Here is a 22,789-nt window from a genome sequence, read left to right on the forward strand (position 1 = left end):
CTTGGGGTGTGTGCGTGCTGGTGGGAGCTCGGGGTCATCTCGGAGCTCACCTGCGGATGCGCGGGTCGAGGAAGGCGTAGGCGATGTCCGCCAGCATGTTCATCAGCACGGCAGCCCCGCCGGCGACGAGGTAGTAGCCCATGACGGGGCCCGGGTCCACCTTGTTGAGCCCGTCGCGGAACATGGCCCCCAGACCCTTCCAGCCGAAGATCGACTCGGTGATGACCGCACCGCCCAGCAGCGCGGCGAAGTCGAACGCCACAATGGTGGTGATGGGGATCAGCGCGTTGCGCAGCGCGTGCTTGGTGTAGACGACGCGGTCCGAGAGGCCCTTGGAGCGGGCGGTGCGGATGTAGTCCTGGTTGATGGTCTCCAGCATCGAGGCGCGCGTGTAACGGCTGTAGCCGGCGATCGAGATCACGGTCAGCACGATGGTGGGCAGGATCAGCTGCACGCCCCAGTCGAAGATCTCTGCCCAGAAGGTGCCCTCGAACTCCGGGATCCCCGAACCGATCGTCGAGATCGGGCGCGGCTTGATCTCCAGGAACGCCCCCCAGTTGCGCAGCAGCCGGTCCATGAAGACGAGGAACGCGAAGCCGAGACCGGTCCCGATCGTGACGTAGGCGGCGGTCTTCCGCTCGAACCCCCCGAGGAACCAGCCGATCGCCCCGGAGACCACCACGGTCACCGCGATGAGCGCGAGGATGACCCACCAGTTCGCGGGGTCCACCATGATCGGGGCGGTGACGAAGTAGGCGACGATGCCCACCGCGACCGTCACCAGCCCGGCGATCGTGATCTTGCGCTGGGACAGGCCCACCGTCATGGTCAGGAAGAAGCCCAGGGCCAGCAGGCCACCGAGGATGATCAGCGGCAGGCCGAGAGCCGGCTTGCGCCACCAGCCCACGCTGTCGAAGGCAAACACGACCCCGAAGACGACGGCCGCCGTCACCAGGAAGGTCACCGCCTGCCGGCGGATGTCGCCGCCGAGGACCGAGGCGACGAGCAGCGCGAAGACCAGCGCGATCACCGCCATGGCTGTGGTCGACAGGGCTGGGTCCGCGATCCAGTTGTTGAAACGGATGGCGCCGAAGTCCTTGAGGAGGACGGCCGCCCAGAAGACCGGCAGGGAGAAGAACAGGAAGGCGGCGAAGGTCACGGTGTAGTCGAACCCGGAGTACTGCCGGATGGCGGTCAGCACACCCAGGGCGATACCGATGACGATCGCCAGCACCACCGAGATGGAGACCAGACGGAGGCTGGCACCGGCAGCGTTGACCAGCATGGAGTTGATGTTGGCGCCGTTGGATGCCTGCCCGAGGTCGCAGGCCAGCACCAGGCACTTGCTCGCGCCGGCCAGCCAGGTCAGGTAGCGCTGGTACCACGGGAGGTCGAGGTTCATGTTCTCGATGCGCGCCTGCATGAGCTGCTCGCGGTTCTCGGCGCGGCTCTCACGCAGGTCTGCCAACGGGTCGCCGGCGTTGATCGTCGCGAAGAACATCAACGCAGAACCCATCAGCAGGACCACCAAGGAGATGGCGATCCTTCGGAGTACGAACTGAAGCACGGGAAAAATACCTTCCTGAGGAAGCCACGGCGACGTGGCTCGGTTGCCGGGAGACTCTAACCGACGATGTCGGGAGTCGTCGCCCGCGACGACGGGCCCGGCGAGGGTGGCGACCACGGTCCTCGCTGACGGTGGACGACCACGAAAACGGTCTGGACAGGCCGGAGGGGCGGGAAGGCTGAAGCCCTCCCGCCCCTGGCCCTACTGGCCCGGGCGAGCAATCTCACCCCGGGGTGGTGCGGCGAACTGACGCTAGGTCAGTTGGCGCGGACCCACTGCTCGGCGTTCCACGACACACCCGTCTGGGTGGAGTTGTGGCGGACGTTCTGCAGCGTGTTGTCGTAGCCGACGACACCCGGGTGCGCGAACAGCGGGATGCCGTACAGGTTGTCCCAGAGCAGCTTCTCGATGATCTTGACCTGCTCCAGGTGGACCGCCGGGTCGTTGGACTTGGCGAGGGTCTCCCAGGCCGCGTCGACCTCCTCGTTGGAGAAGCCACCGAAGTTCTGGCCACCGTCGGTCTCGTAGATCGGCTGACCGGAGGCGATCTGGCCGGAGCCCGCCCACGCGAAGAGCGCGATCTCCCAGTCACCGGTCTCCAGCGAGCCGCCCGACTCGAAGAACTTCGGGTCGCCACCGTCGACGATGTTGAAGCCGACCTCGTCGCAGGACGCCTTGATGGCCGCGATCTCGTCGGTACGACGCTGGTTCGGGGCGGAGTAGCCGATCCGGACCTCGGCGCCGTCCTCCAGGCCGGCCTCGGCGAACTTCGCCTTGGCGGCCTCCAGGTCGACCTGGTCGTAGCGACCGTCGTAGGCGGCCTCCAGGACCTCCTGGTAGTCGTCCTGGAACGGGAACTTCTCGCGCAGGTTCATCACCTGAGCCTCGGGGTTGATCGGCTGGATCAGGTTCTGGACGATCTGCTCACGCGGCACGCAGAGCGCGAACGCCTCACGTGCGGCCAGGCCACCCTCGCCCTCGGAGAAGATGCTCCCCTCGGCGAAGTTGTAGTCCAGGTGCTCCCAGGTCATCTCGTTGCCGCTGGCGATGGAGACGGTGTCCGACATGCCCTTGAGCTGGTCGACGGTGTCGACGGTGGCCTGCGGCTCGATGACATTGATGTCACCGTTCTGCAGCGCCTGGACGTGCGACTCCGGGGCGGCGAACTTGAACACGAGGTTCTTGGTCGCCGGCTTCGGGCCGTAGAACGAGTCGTTCGGGACCAGGCCGAGCGACTCGCCGGACTCCCAGGTGGAGCCCTGCAGGGTGTAGGGGCCGGAGGAGGGAACCAGGGCCTCGTCGGTGACCTGGTAGTCCGGGAACAGCCAGCCGGTGTTCCAGAACTCGGACACCTTGGCCACGGTCTCGCCGTCGCCGTCGAGGATGGCCTGGGCCAGCTCGTCGCCCGTCATGCCGGCAGAGTCGGCCGCGACGTGCGAGGGCAGGGCGCCGCTGACGACCAGCTCCCAGTCCGGGTACGGGTCGGGGTAGACCACGGTGAAGGTCTTCGAGCTCGGCTCGGTCTCGGGAGCCTCCGGAACGTACTTGCCGAAGGTGTCCGACACCGGGTCGAAGCCCAGGGCCTCGGCGCCGCCGAGCGCCTCGGGGTTGGACGAGGCCCACTCGAGCAGGAAGTCGTTGGAGGTCACCGGGGTGCCGTCGGACCAGACAGCCTCGTCGGAGATGGTGTACTCGACGGTCAGCGGGTCCTCGGAGGTCTTCTCGTAGGAGCCGAACCACTCGTTCGGGTAGACGGTGCCGTCGGTCCCCCAGTACCAGAAGCCGCCGAAGAGCTGGTTGTTGACGACGGCGTTGTACGTCGAGTTGGTGGACGAGGTGTTGCCGTTGTAGGCGTTGTACTCCTCGGCACCGGTGGAGAAGGAGATGGTGTCGTCCTTCGTGGTGACCTCACCGAGGTCGGCCTTGGCCGAGCTGGTGGGCTCCTCGCTCGCGCCGCCGTCCTCGGAGGTCGTCGCCTCGTCGGTGGAGCCACCCTCGTCGGTGGTGCCAGCGTTGCCGGTGTCGGGCGTCTCGCTCTCCGACGTGCAGCCGGCGAGCACGAGGGCTCCGGCCGCAACGACGGCCATGGTCGCGCGCCTGATCTTCAATGTTCCTCCTAGTGAGAAGCTCGGGCCGGAGCGCGACCGGACGGTCGCCACCCAGGGTCGACGCCGAGCCGGGGGGTTGCGGACTGAACATAGGCACGGGGCACGCCCCAGGTCCAGCGATGTGCCCAGTCAGTAACTCGATCGTTACGGATTTGAGACTTCCGTGAGCTGGCGCGACCTAGGACAGCGGGTCGCTGGCGTCCAGCTGGACCCGCACGACCTCGCTCGCCCGCCGCGCGCTGCGCCCGCTCCTGACGGCCCGCACCGTCTCTGCGAGGGAGGCCTGGGCACCCTCGCGCACAACGAAGGTCGCCTGGTCGACGTCACCACCTGCGGTCGACGGCGCACCCAGGACATCGTGACCCGCTGCACGGAGCGAGTCGGCCACCTCACGGACAGCCTCGAGCGGTCCCCGCACCGTCGCGTGCCGACGCACGGGGGGCAGACCCAGCTCCGCCCGCTCGTCCACCTCTCGTGCCGCCAGACCCACGGGGTCCCAGCGCACCAACGACTCGACGGCCGGCACACCGGCGTGGGCAGGGACACCGCAGACCACCACGGTGGGGGCCGAGCGGCCCGGCGCCGCCACCTCGTCGGCGCGGGGCGTGCACAGCGCGGCCGCCGTCATCCACCGGCGCAGCGCCTCGGTGCCCGCGTCCAGAACGGCGCGGTCGAGCAGCCGCCACCCGTCGAGGAGGAGGACGGCGCGGTAGCCGCCCTCGGCGACCGGCTCCGCCCCGGGCGTCGCCACCACGAGCACGGGCCGGGCGTCCACGTGCGAGACGACATGCTCCCCCGAGGAGCTGACGACCCGGGTGCCGGGAAAGGCACGTCCGAGCTCCTCCGCGGTGCGGTCCGCCCCCACCGACCCCGCGCGCTGACGTGGTGAGCCGCAGGCCCGGCACCCGAGGGTCTGCGGGTGCGGCGCACCGCACCACCTGCAGGAGGGTGGACCGCCGCCCCCAACGGCGCCGACGGGGCCCTCGCACCGGCGGCAGCGCACCGGGGTGCGACACCCGGGCTCCGCGCAGGTGAGCGACACGACATACCCCTGCCGGGGCACCTGGACCAGCACCGGCCCGTGCTCAAGGCCCTCCCGGACGGCGAGCCAGGCCGTGGTGGGGATCCGCGCCGACCGCGCGGCCGGGTCGCGCTCCTCCGCCCTCCCCTCGCCCGCGACGAGCACCCTGGGCGAGGCGGAGCGGACGACGGCCGTCAACGGTTCGACCCGTGCCAGCTCACCGTCGCGTGCCCACACCTCCACCTGCGGTGTGCGCGCGAGCCCGCCGAGCAGCAGTCCCGCCCGCTCGGTCCGGGCGCGGTGCCGGAGCACCTCCCGGACATGCGGGTACGGAGCTCGCGGCTCCTGATGCAGGTCGTCACCGTCGTCCCAGCACACGAACAGCCCGGGGTCGTGGACCGGCGCCCACGCGGCAGCGCGCGTCCCCACGACCACCCTCGTCAGCCCCCGCAGAGCTCGCAGGAAGGCACGGTAACGGGCATCCGGCCCCAGGTCGGCCGTCAGCCGGACGCAGCTCTCCGGTCCGCACCGGTCCTCGACCGCCCGGACCACCCGCTCGACGTCCCGCCGGTCGGGGACCACGACCACAGCCCCACGCCCCCCACGGAGAGTCGCCGCCACTGCCTCGGCGACCGCGGCCGGCCAGTCCGCCTGCGGAGGCTGCGCGGGCAGCGCCGTCCAGGCGGCCGTCGGCGCTTGGCCCGCCCCGAGCCGGCGCAGGAAGGCCGGACCTGCCGGGTAGCGGTCCCACGGACCGGGCTGCGCGGGCGACCCGGCCGACGAGTCCTGCCGCACCTGGTCGGGCACGGTGACGGCCGCATCCTCGGAGGTCGGCCCGGGGACCGAACGCTCGGCGCGAGCGTGACGCGGCGGCACCGCGAGCCGGACCACGTCCGCGAGCGTGCCGCCGTAGTGGTCGGCCACCGCCCTCGCCGCTGCGGCGACGGCAGGGGTCAGCACGCTCTCCGGGCTGACCACGGAGCGCAGCGGCGTCAGCCTGCCCGTGTGCTCGGCGACCGCCCGCCGCTCGAGCACGAAGCCGTCATGGTCACGTCCGGCGAGCCGGACGCGGACCCTGGCGCCCGGGCGCGCCGACTCCCCCAGCTCCGCCGGCACGACATACTCGAACGGGCGGTCCAGGTGGGCCAGCGGGGTGTCCACGAGCACCACCGCGACCGGGTCGGGGTCGGCGAGCGGACGGTCCGCCGCGGGGGCGGTGCTGCGGGCTCGCCGCCGCCCGGGCCCGACGACCGGGACCAGCAGGAGCTGCTCGGGCTCGGTCGGGGGTGGGTCCTCGCGGGCGCCGGTCCCTGAGGTGTCCCGGTGCGCGCTCACAGCGCCGCGCGCAGCTCCTCGACGCGGTCGAGCCGTTCCCAGGTGAAGGCGTTGTCGACCCCGGGCGCCTCGCTGCGGCCGAAGTGCCCGTAGGCGGCGGTCGGCTGGTAGATCGGGCGCAGCAGGTCGAGCTGGTCCACGATGGCTGCCGGCCGGAGGTCGAAGACCTTGGTCACGGCGTCCTGGATGCGGTCGACCGGCACGCTCTCCGTCCCGAAGGTCTCGACGTACAGCCCGACCGGGTGGGCCGTGCCGATCGCGTAGGCCACCTGGATCTCGCACCGCCGCGCCAGTCCCGCCGCCACGACGTGCTTGGCCACCCAGCGCATGGCGTAGGCGGCGGAACGGTCCACCTTCGACGGGTCCTTGCCGGAGAACGCGCCACCTCCGTGCCGGGCCATGCCGCCATAGGTGTCGACGATGATCTTGCGCCCGGTCAGCCCCGCGTCGCCCATCGGACCCCCGATGGTGAAGACCCCCGTGGGGTTGACCAGCAGCCGGTAGCCCTCGGTCTGCAGGTCCAGCCCCGCGTCGCGCGCCTCCGCCAGGACGGGACCGATGACCCGCTCGCGGATGTCGGGACCGAGCTGGTCCTGCAGGGAGATGTCGCTGGCGTGCTGGGTCGACAGCACGACGGTGTCGAGGCGGACGGCCCGGTCGCCGTCGTAGGCGATCGTGACCTGGGTCTTGCCGTCCGGCCGCAGGTAGTCCAGCTCTCCGCTCTTGCGGACCGACGCCAGGCGCTCGGCGAGCCGGTGCGCGAGGTAGATCGGCACCGGCATCAGCTCCGGGGTGTCGTCGCAGGCGTACCCGAACATCAGGCCCTGGTCGCCGGCGCCCTGCACGTCGTAGCGGTCGACCTCGGCCACGCCGCGGGTGGCGAGGGCGGTGTCGACCCCGACGGCGATGTCTGTGGACTGCTCGCCGATCGAGACCTCCACGCCGCAGGTGCGGCCGTCGAAGCCCTTGTGGGAGTTGTCGTAGCCGATCCCCAGGATGGTCTCGCGGACGATCCGGGGAATGTCGGCATACCCCTCCGTGCGGACCTCACCGGCCACGTGGACCAGTCCCGTGGTCACCATCGTCTCCACGGCCACCCGGGAATGGGGGTCCTGGCGGAGCAGCTCGTCGAGGATGCCGTCGCTGATCTGGTCGCAGATCTTGTCGGGGTGCCCCTCGGTGACGGACTCGGACGTGAACAGGCGGGCCATAGGTCTCCTCGCGGTTGCAGCGGCTGCTGACTGACCCCCGAAGTCTAGGGCCACCTGCCCACAGACCTGGATGCCGCCCGGCTCAGCGCAGCTCGGGCGCGACGGTGTCCCAGATCGCCGTGGCCACCGCGGCCTTGGTCGCCGGGCCGACCGTGACGACCTCCTGGGTGCCTGGACGCAGCAGGTGCACGGTGTTGTCGTCCTGTCCGAACGCCTTGCCGCCGCCCACCTCGTTGGCCACCAGCAGGTCGCACCCCTTGCGCTCGAGCTTGGCGCGCGCGTGGTGCAGGACGTCGCCCGACTCGTCACCCGTCTCGGCGGCGAAACCCACCACGTAGGGCGTGCGGCTCTCACCCCGGGCGGCCACCAGACCGGCCAGGATGTCGGGGTTGCGCACCAGCTCGACGGTGGGCGCGCTCTCGTCACCGTCCCCGTGGCTCTTCTTGATCTTGGTGCCGACGTAGTGCCTGGGCCGGAAGTCGGCGACCGCAGCGGCCATGACCACCACGTCGACGTCGCCCGCTGACACCAGCCCGGTCAGCTGCTCCTGCAGCTCCAGCGCGGACTCGACCCGCACCACCTCGCACCCCGGCGGCGTGGCGAGGTCCACGTTGGCCGCCACCAGCGTGACGTGCGCACCGCGCAGGGCCGCCTCGGCGGCCACGGCATACCCCTGCTTGCCGGAGGAACGGTTGCCCAGGAAGCGCACGGGGTCGAGCGCCTCGCGCGTGCCACCGGCGGAGACCACGACCCGGCGGCCGGCCAGGTCGTCGCCCGGGGACGTCCCGGCTCGTGGTCCGCCCTCGACGGCCGCCAGCGCGGCCGCCACGATGTCCTCAGGCTCGGGCAGGCGGCCCGGCCCGCTGTCCTTGCCCGTCAGCCGGCCCGAGGCCGGATCGACGACGACGACCCCCCGCTCCCTGAGCAGAGCGACGTTGGCGACGGTCGCCGGGTGCAGCCACATCTCGGTGTGCATGGCGGGGGCCATCACCACCGGGCAGGCCGCGGTGAGCAGCGTCGTGGTGAGCAGGTCGTCCGCCAGCCCGTGCGCGGCCCGCGCCAGCAGGTCCGCGGTGGCCGGCGCCACGAGCACCAGGTCGGCCTCGTGGCCGAGGCGCACGTGGTTGACGCTCGGCACCTGGTCCCAGACCTCGGTGGTCACGGGCCGGCCGCTCAGCGCCTCCCAGGTGGGGGCGCCGACGAAGCGGAGCGCCGCGGCCGTGGGGACCACGTCCACCTGGTGGCCGGCCTCCGTGAGGAGGCGCAGCACGAGCGCGGCCTTGTAGGCGGCGATCCCGCCCGACACGCCCAGGACGACGCGCATGCGTGCGCCTGTCAGCTCTCGGGGTGGCTGACCTGCAGCTTGCCCTGGTCGATCTCGTGCATCGCGATCGACAGGGGCTTGTCCGTGGCGTCAGCCTCCACGAGCGGGCCGACGTACTCGAGCAGGCCCTCGGAGAGCTGGGCGTAGTAGGCGTTGATCTGACGGGCGCGCTTGGCGGCGTAGATCACCAGGGCGTACTTGCTGTCCGCGCGCTCGAGCAGGGAGTCGATCGGCGGGTTGGTGATGCCGTCCGGGTGGGCGATGGTGCCGGTCACGTCGTTCACGATTCCTTTGCAGGGTGGGGGTCAACCATCAATGATACGAGTTCCTCGGCCGCCCGGGCGACGTCGTCGTTGACGATCACGACGTCGAACTCCTCGGCTGCGGCCAGCTCGGTGCGGGCGGTCGCCAGACGCACCTCCCGCTCCTCCTCCGACTCCGTGCCCCGGCCCACGAGCCGCAGCACGAGCTCGTCCCACGACGGCGGGGCCAGGAAGACGAAGTAGGCGTCGGGCATCGAGGCACGGACCTGGCGGGCACCCTGCAGGTCGATCTCGAGCATGGCGGGCCGGCCCTCGGCCAGGGCCCGCAGCACGGGCTCGCGCGGAGTGCCGTAGCTGGCACGCCCGTGCACGACGGCCGACTCCAGGAGCTCCCCCTCTCGCTCCAGCCGGGCGAACTCCTCGTCGCTGACGAAGTAGTAGTGCTCCCCGTGCACCTCTCCCGGACGGGGAGGACGGGTGGTCGCCGACACCGAGAGCCACACCTCCGGGTGGTGCTCCCGCACGTAGGCCGCGACGGTCCCCTTCCCGACCGCGGTGGGGCCCGCCAGCACCACGAGGCGACGACCGGCCGCACCCGGGATCGGCGCGGTGCTCCCGGGGTGGGCGTCTGGGGCCGTGCTCAGCGCTCGCCGAAGCGGTCGAGCAGCTGCGCCACCTGGTTGGCGCCCAGGCCGCGCACCCGCCGGCTCTCGGAGATCCCGATCTCCTCCATCACCTGACGCGCCCGCACGCGTCCCACCCCCGGCATGGACTCCAGCAGGGCCGAGACCTTCATCTTGCCGATGACGTCGTTGGTGCGACCCTCGTCGATGACGTCCTTGAGCCTGCCCTGGGCGTTCTTCAGCCTGTTCTTCACCTCGGCGCGCTCGCGGCGCGCCGCGGCCGCCTTGGCGAGCGCCTCGGCGCGCTGCTCCGGCGTCAACTGGGGAAGGGCCACTGTCGAACTCCTCGGTGGTGTCGGTGGGCGGAGCCGGGCGGGTGCCCGCTGCTAGGCGAACCTATCGAGTGACGGTGGGGCGTGCCAACCCCGGAGGTCCGGGCCGGCCGCCCAGCGCCTCCGCGAGCTCGCCGGACCAGCGCCGCGCGGACTCGGTCAGCGCGTCCTGGTCAGGTCCTGCAGCGAGGACTCCCCGGCTGATCGGCACCAGCACCCGCTCGGTCATCCCGGCGAAGGTGCGAGCGACGTCCTGCGGACCGGCACCCTGCGCGCCCACGCCAGGCGCGAGCACCGGTGCACCGCACCCGACGAGGTCGACCCCCATCTCCTCCGGCGGCCGGGGCAGCGTGGCGCCGACGACGAGCCCGACGTCGCCGAACGGCGCCATCCCCCGGACGTCCTCGGCGACCGCAGCGACCACGCGCGCGGCCACGGTGGGCTCCCCGACCAGCTGCACGTCGCGACCCTCGGGGTTGGACGTCAGGCCGAGCACCCAGAGCCCCCGTCCGGTCCGGCGGGCCAGGTCGAGGGCAGGGCGGAGCGAGCCGTAGCCGAGATAGGGACTTACGGTGATGGAGTCAGCGGCGAGCGGTCGCCCCTCGCCGAGGTAGGCCTCGGCGTAGGCGCCCATGGTCGAGCCGATGTCGCCGCGCTTGACGTCGAGGACCGTGAGCAGGCCCCGCTCGCGGGCCGCCGCCAGGGTCTCCTCCAGCACGGCCAGGCCCGCGGCCCCGTGCCGCTCGTAGAAGGCGGCCTGCGGCTTGACGGCCGCGCAGTGCCCTGCCACGGCGTCGAGCACCGTGAGGCTGAAGCGGCGCACGCCCTCCGGCGTGTCGGGCAGGCCCCACGACGCGAGCAGGTGCGCGTGCGGGTCGATCCCCACGCAGAGGGGCCCTGCGGCCGCCATCGCGGCCGCCAGTCGGGTGCCGAAGTGCTGGGTCACGGTTCTCTCCTCGTTGTTCGGGTATGCGGTGCGCGCCCGGCTCGCGCTGGGGTCGCCGTCGGCGCCGACAGCTCCTCCAGCACGGCGTCCCGGACCCGCCAGAGCAGGGTGGGGTCGGCCCACAGGCCGGTCCCGAGCTGGACGGCCGCGGCGCCCTCCCGGACGGCGACCCGCGCGCTCTCCTCGGAGTGGATGCCGCCGGCGATGACGAGCGGGGCACCGGGCCAGCGCTGCTCACGGGCGGCCTCAACGAGCTGCCGCAGGCCGCTGAGGCCGAGGGCGGCGGTCGACGGTCCCGACCACCAGCGCCCGGGCGCCAGCGGGACCTGGGCGGCGAGGACGACCGCGGTGGCGCCGCCGGCGACGGCGGACCGCGCGCGGCCGACGAGGTCGGGCCCGGCCACCGACAGTCGGGCGAGCAGGTGCTGGCCTCGCGGAGAGGCCTCGCGCACCCTCGACATGCTGCGGAGCACCTCCTGCTCGTCCGCGGCGCGCAGGTCCACCTCCACGGCCTGCAGCACGTCGGCGTCGGCGTGCCTGCGCAGCCTGTCCAGGACAGCGGCCAGGTCACCGGTCGTCCGGCCCCGCAGCGCCACGCACACGGTGAGCCCACGGGCCGCTGCCCACGCCATGACGTCCTCGACGGCAGACGCCCGGACCGACCGGGCGTCCTCGTGGTCGAGGCCTCCCACGCCGAGGCCGTGCACGACCGTCCGTCCCACCCGCGTGCGTCTCGACCCGGCTTCCACCGGACCCGCCACCAGGGGGACGTCCAGCAGGGGGCCGAAGCGAGCCAGCGCCCGGGGGTCGGTGACCGCGCCCGCCCCGAGCCACACGGGCGGCACTCCTGCGGACCCGGTCACACCCGTCATCGGGTCGGTCCGTCCACGAGCAGCTCGCCGGGTACGACCGGTCCTTCCAGGCACGGCCGCAGCACGCCGCCTGAACCCTCCGCGCCGTCTCCGACCTCCAGGTCGCAGCTGCCGCACAGGCCGGTCCCGCACACCACCGGCGCCTCCAGGTCCAGGGCCGCGACGCGCACCACCCGCTGACGCCCCAGGCCTGCGACCGCGACCTCGCGCAACACGGGACGGGGCGCAGCGGCATACACCACCGCGGGATCGACGGCGGGGTCGTCGAGCAGGCGCTCCAACGCGGCTGGCAGGTCCTCGGGCAGCGCGAGGACCACCGAGCGCGCGTAGCGGCGCAGGTGGACCAGGTCCAGGTGGAGCTCGGGGTCGGAGGCGCTGAGGAGGACGTGGACCGGACAGCCCCGGTCGCGCAGCTGCTCGGCCAGCCACCTCAGCGGGACCGCGCCGCCCTCGTGACCGACCAGCAGCACCGGCACCGGCTGCGCCGGAGGGGCGAAGCCGCGGCCCATCGGGCCGAGCAGCCGCCACTCCTCCCCCGGCTCCGTCCCGCGGTCGACGGGCAGCAGGAGCTCCACGGTCGTGCCGTGCACGGGATCTCCGTGGACGCCGGCCACCCAGTGCACCTCGGGCAGCACGGACCCAGCGCCGGGGCCCACCGGGACGACCACGAACTGGCCGGGCCGGCAGCGCCCCCACGGCTCCGCGTCCGGCACGCGCAACGAGACGACGTCGTGCGCGCCGGCGGCCCGGACCGCGGTCACCGTCGCCGCCCGGGCCCGGGCCGCCGCTCCCGGCGGCGTGGCAGCCTGCCCCGTGGTCACGCGCTCAGGGCGCCGCTCTCGTCGCGCCCGAAGAGGTCCAGATTGGCGGCGTGCTCCTGCAGCGAGGCCACCTCGAGCGGCCCCGACCGCATCGCCTCGATGCCCAGCACGGCGACGGACAGCTGCTGGACGGTCGTGATGATCGGCTTGTCGAGGCTGGTCGTCGCCGCGCGGATGGCGTAGCCGTCAGCCCGCGCGTCCCGTCCGGACGGCGTGTTGATCACCATGTCCACCTCGCCGGCCGTGATGCGGTCGACGACCGTCCGCTCGGTGCCGTCCGGGCCTCGGCCCGCGCTGTGCTTGCGCACGACCTCGGCGGGTATGCCGTTGCGGCGCAGCACGTCCGCGGTGCCTTCCGTGGCGAGCAGCCGGAAACCGAGGTCGACGAGGCGCTTGAGCGGGAAGATCATCGAGCGCTTGTCCCGGTTGGCGACCGAGACGAACACGGTGCCCGAGGTCGGCAGGCTCGAGCCGGCGCGCAGCTGGCTCTTGGCGAAGGCCGCCCCGAAGGAGCCGTCGATGCCCATGACCTCACCGGTGGAGCGCATCTCCGGGCCGAGGATGGAGTCGACCGCCTCGCCGGTCTGGGTGCGGAACCTGCGGAACGGCAGGATCGCCTCCTTGACCGAGAACGGCGCGTCGTCGGGCATGGCCCCGCCGTCGATGGCGGACGGCAGCACGCCCTCCTCGCGCAGCGAGGCGATCGTGCTGCCCAGCATCACCCGCGCGGCCGCGCTCGCCAGCGGGACACCCGTCGCCTTGGCGACGAAGGGCACCGTCCGGCTGGCACGGGGGTTGGCCTCCAGGACGTAGAGCACGTCCTGGGAGAGGGCGAACTGGACGTTGATGAGCCCGCGCACGCCGATCGCCTCGGCGAGCCGGCGGGTGGCGTCGCGCACCTCCGCGAGCTCCGAGCGGCCCAGCGTGAACGGCGGCAGCACGCAGGCGGAGTCGCCGGAGTGGATACCGGCCTCCTCGATGTGCTCCATGATCCCGCCGAGGTAGAGGTCGACACCGTCGTAGAGGGCGTCGACGTCGATCTCCACCGCAGTGTCCAGGAAGCGGTCCACGAGCACCGGGTGCTCGGGGCTGGCCTCCGTGGCACGCCCGACGTAGGCGGCGAGCGACTCGTCGTCGTAGACGATCTCCATCCCGCGACCGCCGAGGACGAACGAGGGCCGGACGAGCACCGGGTAGCCGATCTCGTGCGCGACCTCCAGGGCCTCCTCGACCGAGAAGGCGGTGCCGTGCCGGGGCGCGGTGAGCCCGGTCTCGGCCAGGACGCGACCGAAGGCGCCGCGGTCCTCGGCGAGATGGATCGCCTCGGGCGACGTGCCCACGATCGGCACCCCCTCGGCCTTGAGCGCTGCGGCCAGCCCCAGCGGGGTCTGCCCGCCGAGCTGGACGATCACGCCGGCCAGCGGCCCTGCCTGGCGCTCCGCGTGGACGACCTCGAGGACGTCCTCGAGCGTCAGGGGCTCGAAGTAGAGGCGGCTGGACGTGTCGTAGTCGGTCGAGACCGTCTCCGGGTTGCAGTTGACCATCACCGTGTCGAAACCGTGCTCGCGCAGGGTGAGCGAGGCGTGCACGCACGAGTAGTCGAACTCGATGCCCTGGCCGATGCGGTTCGGCCCGGAGCCCAGGATGATGACGGCGGGCCGCTCGCGCGGCGCCACCTCGGTCTCCTCGTCGTAGGAGGAGTAGTGGTAGGGAGTCAGGGCGACGAACTCGCCGGCGCAGGTGTCGACCGTCTTGTAGACCGGGCGCACCCCGAGGGCGTGCCGCACGCCGCGCACCACGCTCTCGTCGAGCCCGGTGAGCTCGGCGATCTGGGCGTCCGAGAAGCCGTGCCGCTTGGCGTGCCGCAGCAGCTCCGGCGACAGCTCGCCGGACCCCGAGGCGGACTGCGTACGGATGTCCTCGGCGATCTCGTTGATGAGCTGGATCTGGTCCAGGAACCACGGGTCGATGCCGGTGGTCTCGTGCACCTCCTCGACGGTGCACCCGCCCCGCAGGGCCTGCTGGACCAGCACGAGCCGGCCGTCCGTCGGGGTGCGGGCCTGCTCGAGGAGGGCGCGCGCCATACCGAGCGACGGTGCCTCGTCCTCGCGCCAGTGGAAGGAGGAGTTCTTCCGCTCGATCGAGCGGAGGGCCTTCTGCAGGGACTCGGTGAAGTTGCGCCCCAGGGCCATCGCCTCGCCGACGGACTTCATGGTGGTCGTCAGCGTCGGGTCCGCGGCCGGGAACTTCTCGAAGGCGAAGCGAGGCACCTTGACCACGACGTAGTCGAGGGTCGGCTCGAAGGCCGCCGAGTAGAAGCGCTCGGAGGGCTCCTCGCCGGAGGCGCTCCGGGGGGTCTGCTGGGGGCGGGTCCCCCCGGACGACGTGATGTCGTTGGGCACCTCGTCCAGGGTGTAGCCGAGCGCCATCTTCGCGGCGATCTTCGCGATCGGGAAGCCGGTCGCCTTGGAGGCCAGGGCCGAGGACCGGGAGACGCGAGGGTTCATCTCGATGACGATCACGCGGCCGTCGGCGGGGTTCACCGCGAACTGGATGTTGCAGCCGCCGGTGTCCACGCCGACCTCGCGGATCACCGCGATGCCGATGTCACGCAGCCGCTGGTACTCCCGGTCGGTGAGCGTCATGGCCGGTGCGACCGTGATGCTGTCGCCGGTGTGCACGCCCATCGGGTCGAGGTTCTCGATGGAGCAGACCACCACGACGTTGTCGGCGCGGTCCCGCATGACCTCGAGCTCGTACTCCTTCCAGCCCATGATCGACTCCTCGAGGAGCACCTCGGTCGTCGGGCTGTCCTGCAGACCGGCACCGGCGATGCGGCGCAGGCTCTCCTCGTCGTGGGCGAACCCGGAACCGAGCCCACCCATGGTGAAGGAGGGCCGGACGACGACGGGGTAGCCGAGGTCCTGTGCGGCCGCGAGCACCTCGTCCATGGTGTGGCAGATCGCCGACCGGGCCACCTCGGCACCGCAGCGCTCGACGACGCCCTTGAACAGCTGTCGGTCCTCCCCGAGCTGGATCGCCTTGACGTCGGCGCCGATGAGCGGGCAGCCGTAGCGCTCCAGCACCCCCGCCTCGTGCAGCGCGATCGCCGTGTTGAGAGCGGTCTGGCCGCCCAGCGTCGCGAGCACCGCGTCCGGGCGCTCCTTGGCGATGATGGCCTCGACGATCTCCGGGGTGATCGGCTCGACGTAGGTCGCGTCGGCGACACCGGGGTCGGTCATGATCGTCGCCGGGTTGGAGTTGACCAGGACGACACGGACGCCCTCCTCGCGCAGCACCCGGCAGGCCTGGGTGCCGGAGTAGTCGAACTCGGCCGCCTGTCCGATGACGATCGGCCCGGAGCCGATCACCAGGACGCTCTTGATGTCCTCACGCCTGGGCACTGGCGCTCCTCTCCTGATGGGTGCTGAGCAGCTCGACGAACCGGTCGAACAGGTACTCGGCGTCGTGCGGGCCGGCCGCGGCCTCGGGGTGGTACTGCACGCTGAAGGCGGGCACGGTTTCGCAGTGCAGCCCCTCCACGACGTCGTCGTTGAGGGCCACGTGCGAGCACCGCACCGGTCCGTATGGCGTGTCCGCCGGCTGGTCGGTCGGGACGCCCTCGGGCCAGGCGATCGCGAAGCCGTGGTTGTGACTGGTGACCTCGACCTTGCCGGTGGCGCGGTCCAGCACCGGCTGGTTGATCCCGCGGTGACCGAAGGGCAGCTTGTAGGTGCCCAGGCCTAGGGCGCGCCCGAGCAGCTGGTTGCCGAAGCAGATGCCGAAGAAGGGCACCCCGTCGTCGAGCACGCTGCGCAGCAGGTCGACCTCGTGGTCGGCGGTCGCCGGGTCCCCGGGGCCGTTGGAGAAGAAGACCCCGTCCGGCTGGAGGGCCGCGACCTCGTCGTAGCTGGTCGTGGCGGGCAGGACATGGACCTCGATGCCCCGGGCGGCCATGAGCGCCGGCGTCATGCCCTTGATCCCCAGGTCGAGCGCCGCGACCCGGAACCGGACCGGCGTCCCCTCGGGCGGCGAGACGACATACGGCTCGGAGGTCGAGACCTCCGCGGCCAGGGCGGAGCCGGCCATCTGGGGGGCGGAGCGGACGACGGCGAGCAGCTCCTCCGTCGACCGCTGGGCGGAGGGACCGGAGAAGATGCCGACCCGCATGGCGCCGCGGTCGCGCAGGTGCCGGGTGAGCGCACGGGTGTCCACGCCGCTGATCCCGACGACGCCCGCGTCCCGGAGGGCCTGCCCGAGGTCACCCTGCGAGCGCCAGTTGGAGGGCCGGATGGCGGGGTCGCGGACGACGTAGCCCGCGACCCAGATGCGCTGGCTCTCCATGTCGACGCTGTTGACCCCGGTGTTGCCGATGTGCGGCGCCGTCATGACGACGACCTGCCGGTGGTATGACGGGTCCGTAAGGGTCTCCTGATAGCCGGTCATCCCGGTCGAGAAGACCGCCTCCCCGACCGTCTCACCGACCGCCCCGTAGGCCTGGCCGCGGAAGCTGCGACCGTCCTCCAGGACGAGCACCGCCTGCTGCGCCTCGCTGTCGCTCACTGTCGTCACCGCTGCTCCTCCGTGCCCCACACGAGGCCCTCGCGCGCGGTCACCGTGCCGCGCAGGATGGTCATGTGGACCGCGCCGGTGAGCTCGCGACCGTGCCAGGGGTTGTTGCGGGACAGCGAGCGCGACAGTGCCGCGTCGACCGTGACCTTGCGGGTGGGGTCGACCAGCGTCAGGTTGGCCGGCGCGCCGGCGACGACGCCCTGCCCCTGGGTGCTCAGCCGCGCGATCCGCGCGGGCGCGGTGGACATGGTCCGGGCCACGTCGGCCCAGGTCATCTGTCCGCTCGCGACCATCGTGGTGCTGACGACCCCGAGTGCCGTCTCCAGGCCGAGCATCCCGAAGGCCGCGTCGACGAACGCGTGCTCCTTGTCCTGACGGACGTGCGGGGCGTGGTCGGTCGCCACGCAGTCGATCGTCCCGTCGGCCAGCGCCTCCCGCAGCACGAGGGTGTCCTCGGTCGGCCGCAGGGGCGGGTTGACCTTGTAGACGGGGTCGTAGCCGGAGAGCAGGTCCTGGGTCAGCATGAGGTGGTGAGGGGTCACCTCGGCGGTCACGTCGATGCCCTGCGCCTTGGCCCACCGGATCACCTCCACGCTGCCGGCCGTGGAGACGTGCGCGACGTGGACACGCGAGCCGGTGTGGCGGGCGAGCATGACGTCGCGGGCGACCACGACCTCCTCGGCCACCGAGGGCCACCCGGGGAGGCCGAGGCGCCCGGACAGCTCGCCCTCGTGGCAGCAGGCGGTGCCGTCGGCCAGGCGCGGGTCCTGGCTGTGCTGGGAGACCACGCCGTCGAAGGCCTTGACGTACTCCAGAGCACGGCGCATGAGCCGTGCGTCGTGGACGCACCGGCCGTCGTCGGAGAAGACCCGCACCTGCGCCCGCGAGCGGGCCATCAGTCCCAGCTCGGCGAGCTCCTCGCCCGCGAGGCCCTTGGTGACGGCCCCGACGGGGTGCACGTCGACGTAGCCGGCCCGGCGGCCGAGGTCGAGGACGCGCTCGGCGACCTCTGCGTTGTCGGTGACGGGGTTGGTGTTGGCCATCGCGAAGACGGCCGTGTAGCCGCCGAGCGCGGCGGCCTGGGAACCGGTCTCGACCGTCTCGGCGTCCTCCCGGCCGGGCTCGCGCAGGTGGGTGTGGAGGTCCACGAGGCCGGGGAGCAGGACCAGCCCGTCGGCGTGGAGGCGCTGGGTGCGCTCCGGGGCCTGCTCTGCGGCGTCGGCGCCGAGCACGGCGATGCGTCCGTCCACCAGGAGGACGTCCTGCACGCCCCGGCCGAGGACGTCCGCCCCGGTGATCAGGAGGCTGGGGGTCTGGGCGGCTGGGCTCACTGGTCGTTCCCTTCCCCGGCGAGGAGGTGGTAGAGGATGGACATGCGGACCGCGACCCCGGCGGAGACCTGGTCCAGGACCAGGGAGCGCGCGGCGTCGGCCGCGTCGGCGGAGATCTCCAGCCCCCGGTTCATCGGGCCCGGGTGGCAGATGACCGCGTGCTCGGGGAGCAGCCCCAGGCGGCGGGGCGTGAGCCCGTACGTGACGGCATACTCCTTGGCCGTCGGGAAGTAGCCGCCGCTCATCCGCTCGCGCTGGACGCGCAGCATCATGACGGCGTCCACGGTGGGCAGCACGGCGTCGAGGTCGTAGGAGAGGTTGAAGCCGTCGGCGGCGGCCCACGCGCCGATCCCGCTCGGCATCAGGGTCGGCGGTGCCACCAGCGTCACCTGCGCCCCCAGCTTGGCCAGGCACAGCAGGTTGGAGCGCAGGACGCGGGAGTGGGTCAGGTCGCCGACGATGGCGACGTGCCGTCCCTCGAGGCCGCCGAGCGCGTGCCGCATGGTGTAGGCGTCCAGCAGAGCCTGCGAGGGGTGCTCGTGGGTGCCGTCGCCCGCGTTGACCACCGAGCAGTCCACCCACTCGGCGATCTGCTGGGGGGCGCCGCTCGCGGGGTGCCGGACGATGATCATGTCCACGCCCATCGCGCCCACGGTCATCACCGTGTCCCGCAGGCTCTCCCCCTTGGACACCGACGTGCCCTTGCCGGTGAGGTTGATGGTGTCGGCGCTGAGCCACTTGCCGGCGATCTCGAAGCTGCTCCGGGTGCGTGTGGAGTCCTCGAAGAAGAAATTGATGATCGTCCGCCCGCGCAGCGTCGGCAGCTTCTTGACCTCGCGGTGCTGCACCTCGTGCATGGACACCGCGGTGTCCAGGATGGAGGTGATCTCCTCGGTGCTGAGGTCGGCGATCGACAGCAGGTGCTTCATCGCTCCTCCTCCGCAGGCCCGGCGATGCGCACGCCCTCGTCGCCCCCGTCGGCCTCGGCCAGGCGGACCATGACCCGCTCGGCGTGGGCGGTCGGAAGGTTCTTGCCGACGTAGTCGGCCCGGATCGGCAGCTCGCGATGGCCGCGGTCGACCAGGACCGCCAGCCGGACGGTGCGGGGGCGGCCGAGGTCGGCCAGCGCGTCCAGCGCGCTGCGGACCGTGCGGCCGGAGTAGAGGACGTCGTCCACGAGGACCACGACCTTGCCGTCGACGCCGTCCCCGGGGACGTGCGTGGGCTCGACCGCGCGGGTGGGCTGACGGCGCAGGTCGTCGCGGTACATCGTGATGTCCAGGGAGCCGACCGGCACGTCCACCCCCTCGACCTGTCGCAGGGCCTCGGCGAGGCGGTGGGCCAGGTGCGCTCCGCGCGTGGGGATGCCCAGGAGGACCAGGTCCTCGGGCCCCTTGTTGCCCTCGAGGATCTCGTGGGCGATGCGGCGCAGTGCGCGGCTGATGTCGTCGCTGGTCAGGACCTCACGTCCGGGACCAGTCTCAGGGGCAGGGCTCAACGACCCGTTCTCCTTCCCCGCCTCGCAGGACGGTGGTTAAAGGATGGTTCTGGTGCGGGCCCAGACTACTACCCGCGGCCGCCGGCCTCGGCACCGGCCCGGGCACGGCGGCGGTCGAGCCGCCGCTCGACCACCTTGACCAGCTCGTCGAACCACAGCACCCCGCTGGCCAGGACGACGCAGACCGTCCAGTGGCGCAGGTCGAGAGCGGCGGTGCCGAAGGCGCGCTGGAGGAGCGGCAGGTGCACGACCGCCACCTGCAGGAGCACGCCCAGGGCGATCGAGGCCCACAGCCACCGGTTGGTGAAGATCCGTCGGAAGGCGCTGGACGTCTGCGAGCGCGAGTTGAGCACGTTGAACAGCTGAGCGAGCACCAGGGTCGTGAAGCCTGCGGTGCGGGCGACGGTCAGGTCGTCCTCCCCCGCCACCAGCCCGCCCGGCAGGAAGACGTCGATCGTCAGCAGGGTCACCGCGGCCATCATCGCGCCGACCGCCAGCACGCCGACCCACATCCGCCCGTCGATGACCCGCTCACCCGGACGCCGGGGCGGCCTGGCCATGACGTCGTCGGTCTCCGGGTCGACCCCGAGGGCGAGGGCCGGGCCGGAGTCGGTCACCAGGTTGATCCACAGGATCTGGGTGGCCAGCAGGGGCAGGACGACGCCCCCGCCCGACGCGACGTCCAGGCCGATCACCGGGGCCAGCAGGACACCGAGGAACACGGTGAGCACCTCGCCCATGTTGGAGGAGAGCAGGTAGCGCAGGAACTTCTTGATGTTGTCGAAGATGACCCGCCCCTGCCGGATGGCGGCGACGATCGTGCTGAAGTCGTCGTCGCGCAGGATCATCGAGCCGGCCTCCTTGGTCACCTCCGTCCCGGTGATCCCCATGGCGATGCCGATGTCGGCGGACTTCAGGGCCGGGGCGTCGTTGACGCCGTCCCCTGTCATGGCGACCACGTGACCGTGCGACTGGAGTGCGTCGACGATGCGCAGCTTGTGCTCGGGTGCCACCCGCGCGTAGACGTCGGCCTCGGTGACCACCTCGCGAAGTCCCGCCTCGTCCAGCCGGTCCAGCTCCACCCCCGACACCGCCCGGCTCCGCGGGCCGGCGATGCCGAGGTCCTGGGCGATCCGCAGCGCGGTGGCGGGGTGGTCGCCGGTGATCATCACCACCCGCACCCCAGCGCGGTGCGCCTCGCGGACGGCGGCGCCGGCCTCTTCCCGGGCAGGGTCGATCATGCCCACCGTGCCGACCCAGGTCAGGTCGTCCTCGAGCCCCTCGGCCACCTCGGCCGGCACCGCACCCTCGAGGTATGCCGCGTCCAGCACCGGGGTGCCGGCCGCGTCGACGAGGGGGCGGTAGGCCACGCCGATCGTCCGCAGCGCCTGGCCGGACAGGCGCTCCACGTCCTGCAGCACCCGCGCGCGCACGTCGTCGTCCAGGGGCAGGGTCCGCATCCCGACCCGGTAGCTCGTGCACCGCTCGAGGACGACGTCGGGCGCGCCCTTGGTGACCAGCACGGGCTGGTCGTCGTGCTCGTGGTCGATCTGGACGGTGGACATCCGCTTGCGCTCGGAGGTGAAGGGCGCCTCGCCCACCCGGCTGAACCGCCGCTCCCGGCGCTCCGTCAGCCCCATCTTCCGCTCGGCCACGAGGAAGGCCGCCTCGGTCGGGTCACCGAGGACCGACCACTCGCCGTTCTCCTCGCGCAGCTCGGAGTTGGACGACAGGGCCCCGCCCGACAGCAGCACCACGCCCTCGGCCCGCTGCTCCTCCGGGAGCTCCTCCCCCGCGCCGAGGTGCACCTGACCGACCGGGCGGTAGCCCACGCCGCTGACGTGGGCGCGACCGCTCGCGGTGAGCACCTCCTGCACGGTCATCTCGTTGCTGGTCAGCGTGCCGGTCTTGTCCGAGCAGATGACCGAGGCCGAGCCGAGCGTCTCCACCGAGCTCAGCGTCTTCACGATGGCGTCCCGGCGAGCCATCTGCTGCACGCCGATCGAAAGGACCACCGACAGCACGGCGGGCAGCCCCTCGGGGACGGCGGCGACGGCGAGCGAGACCCCCAGCAGCAGCACCGCGACGGCGTCCTCCGCCGTGCTCACGCCGCTCACCAGCCAGACGGTCGCCATGACGACCGCCGCGATGACCACCACCGCGAGCCCGAGGAACCTCCCCACGAACGTGATCTCGCGCTCCAGGGGTGTCGGCTCGCGCACCGTCGACTCCAGCAGCGCCGCGATCCGCCCCATCTCGGTGTCCATCGCCGTGCCGACGACGACGGCCCGGCCGGTGCCCTGGGTGACCGCGGTGCCCTTGAAGACCGTGTCCGTGCGGTCGCCGAGCGGCAGGCCCGCAGGGAGCGAGCCCGGCGCCTTGGACACGGCGGTCGACTCCCCCGTGAGGGCCGCCTCGGCCACCCGCAGCGCGTGGGCCTCCACCACCCGGGCGTCCGCCGCCACGCTGTCACCCTCGGCGAGGATCAGCACGTCGCCACGCACCACCTCGCGCGCCGGCACCTGCAGGGCGCGGCCGTCGCGGAGCACGGTGGCGCGCACCTCGGTCAGTCGCTGCAGGGCGGCGACGGCCCGCTCCGCCCGGGCCTCCTGGCTGTAGCCGAGCAGCGCGTTGAGCAGGAGCACCACGGTGATCACCAGGGCGTCGACAGGCAGTCCCCGGCGGCCCTCCAGCCACCACGCCGCGGTCGCGACGACGACCGCGGCGAGCAGCAGATAGATCAACGGGTCCTGGAACTGCCCGAGGAAGGCGCGCCACCGCGGGACCGGTGGCGCCCCGCGCAGCTCGTTGGGACCCTCCTCCGCGAGCCGCCGGGCCGCCACGTCCGGGGCCAGACCCCGGCCGGGGTCGGTGCCGAGCGCGCCCAGCACCGCCTCCAGGTCGTCCGTCGACGTCGTGCTGCCCTGGGGCGTGGTCACGCCCTCAGTCAAGCAGACGCCCGGCG

General features: G+C 72.4%; 17 protein-coding genes. All 17 read right to left on the reverse strand.

Translation table 11 applies throughout. The features are described 5' to 3' along the window. Positions 1-46: 46 nt before the first annotated feature. A complete protein-coding gene (locus IEV65_RS07600; RefSeq protein ID WP_229735007.1) occupies positions 47-1,516 on the reverse strand; it encodes an ABC transporter permease in 1,470 nt (489 codons plus the stop codon). 308 nt (positions 1,517-1,824) lie between these two features. Beyond that, a complete protein-coding gene (locus IEV65_RS07605; RefSeq protein ID WP_229735009.1) occupies positions 1,825-3,654 on the reverse strand; it encodes an ABC transporter substrate-binding protein in 1,830 nt (609 codons plus the stop codon). A 199-nt stretch (positions 3,655-3,853) separates the two neighbouring features. Beyond that, positions 3,854-6,031, reverse strand: a complete 2,178-nt coding sequence (locus IEV65_RS07610; protein ID WP_229735010.1) for a primosomal protein N' family DNA-binding protein — start codon at positions 6,029-6,031, stop codon at positions 3,854-3,856. Continuing rightward, a complete protein-coding gene (metK, locus tag IEV65_RS07615) occupies positions 6,028-7,242 on the reverse strand; it encodes a methionine adenosyltransferase (protein ID WP_188429262.1) in 1,215 nt (404 codons plus the stop codon). Before metK ends, IEV65_RS07610 begins: the two co-directional genes overlap by 4 nt. 82 nt (positions 7,243-7,324) lie before the next feature. Next, the gene (gene coaBC, locus IEV65_RS07620; RefSeq protein ID WP_188429264.1) at positions 7,325-8,566 is read right to left on the reverse strand and encodes a bifunctional phosphopantothenoylcysteine decarboxylase/phosphopantothenate--cysteine ligase CoaBC; all 1,242 of its coding nucleotides are present in this window, start codon (positions 8,564-8,566) and stop codon (positions 7,325-7,327) included. A gap of 11 nt (positions 8,567-8,577) precedes the next feature. Then, positions 8,578-8,841, reverse strand: a complete 264-nt coding sequence (rpoZ, locus tag IEV65_RS07625) for a DNA-directed RNA polymerase subunit omega (protein ID WP_188429592.1) — start codon at positions 8,839-8,841, stop codon at positions 8,578-8,580. A 5-nt stretch (positions 8,842-8,846) separates the two neighbouring features. Beyond that, positions 8,847-9,404: a guanylate kinase gene (gmk, locus tag IEV65_RS07630; RefSeq protein ID WP_188429265.1), complete on the reverse strand. Its 558-nt coding sequence runs from the start codon at positions 9,402-9,404 to the stop codon at positions 8,847-8,849. Positions 9,405-9,469: 65 nt separating this feature from the next. After that, on the reverse strand, positions 9,470-9,787 hold the full coding sequence (gene mihF, locus IEV65_RS07635) for an integration host factor, actinobacterial type (protein ID WP_188429267.1): 318 nt from the start codon (positions 9,785-9,787) through the stop codon (positions 9,470-9,472). A gap of 61 nt (positions 9,788-9,848) precedes the next feature. Continuing rightward, positions 9,849-10,694 (reverse strand): orotidine-5'-phosphate decarboxylase, encoded by an 846-nt coding sequence (gene pyrF, locus IEV65_RS07640; RefSeq protein WP_229735079.1) that lies wholly within the window; start codon positions 10,692-10,694, stop codon positions 9,849-9,851. Between the two features lie 32 nt (positions 10,695-10,726). After that, positions 10,727-11,602: a hypothetical protein gene (locus IEV65_RS07645; protein WP_188429269.1), complete on the reverse strand. Its 876-nt coding sequence runs from the start codon at positions 11,600-11,602 to the stop codon at positions 10,727-10,729. Continuing rightward, positions 11,599-12,423, reverse strand: coding sequence for an iron-sulfur cluster-binding protein (locus tag IEV65_RS07650; protein WP_188429271.1), 825 nt, complete (start codon positions 12,421-12,423; stop codon positions 11,599-11,601). Before IEV65_RS07650 ends, IEV65_RS07645 begins: the two co-directional genes overlap by 4 nt. Further along, a complete protein-coding gene (gene carB, locus IEV65_RS07655; protein ID WP_188429273.1) occupies positions 12,420-15,827 on the reverse strand; it encodes a carbamoyl-phosphate synthase large subunit in 3,408 nt (1,135 codons plus the stop codon). The genes IEV65_RS07650 and carB overlap by 4 nt, the downstream gene beginning before the upstream one ends. Then, entirely contained in the window at positions 15,814-16,995 is a 1,182-nt protein-coding gene (gene carA / locus IEV65_RS07660) for a glutamine-hydrolyzing carbamoyl-phosphate synthase small subunit (RefSeq protein WP_371870154.1), read from the reverse strand. The genes carB and carA overlap by 14 nt, the downstream gene beginning before the upstream one ends. Next, positions 16,992-18,326, reverse strand: a complete 1,335-nt coding sequence (locus IEV65_RS07665) for a dihydroorotase (RefSeq protein ID WP_229735012.1) — start codon at positions 18,324-18,326, stop codon at positions 16,992-16,994. Before IEV65_RS07665 ends, carA begins: the two co-directional genes overlap by 4 nt. Beyond that, positions 18,323-19,255 (reverse strand): aspartate carbamoyltransferase catalytic subunit, encoded by a 933-nt coding sequence (locus IEV65_RS07670; protein ID WP_188429275.1) that lies wholly within the window; start codon positions 19,253-19,255, stop codon positions 18,323-18,325. The genes IEV65_RS07665 and IEV65_RS07670 overlap by 4 nt, the downstream gene beginning before the upstream one ends. Continuing rightward, positions 19,252-19,824, reverse strand: a complete 573-nt coding sequence (gene pyrR / locus IEV65_RS07675; RefSeq protein WP_188429277.1) for a bifunctional pyr operon transcriptional regulator/uracil phosphoribosyltransferase PyrR — start codon at positions 19,822-19,824, stop codon at positions 19,252-19,254. The genes IEV65_RS07670 and pyrR overlap by 4 nt, the downstream gene beginning before the upstream one ends. Positions 19,825-19,892: 68 nt before the next feature. Then, positions 19,893-22,763, reverse strand: a complete 2,871-nt coding sequence (locus IEV65_RS07680; protein WP_229735013.1) for a cation-translocating P-type ATPase — start codon at positions 22,761-22,763, stop codon at positions 19,893-19,895. Positions 22,764-22,789 lie beyond the last annotated feature (26 nt).

The organism is Ornithinimicrobium tianjinense (assembly GCF_014636495.1).
GTDB classification, from domain to species: Bacteria; Actinomycetota; Actinomycetes; order Actinomycetales; family Dermatophilaceae; genus Ornithinicoccus; species Ornithinicoccus tianjinensis.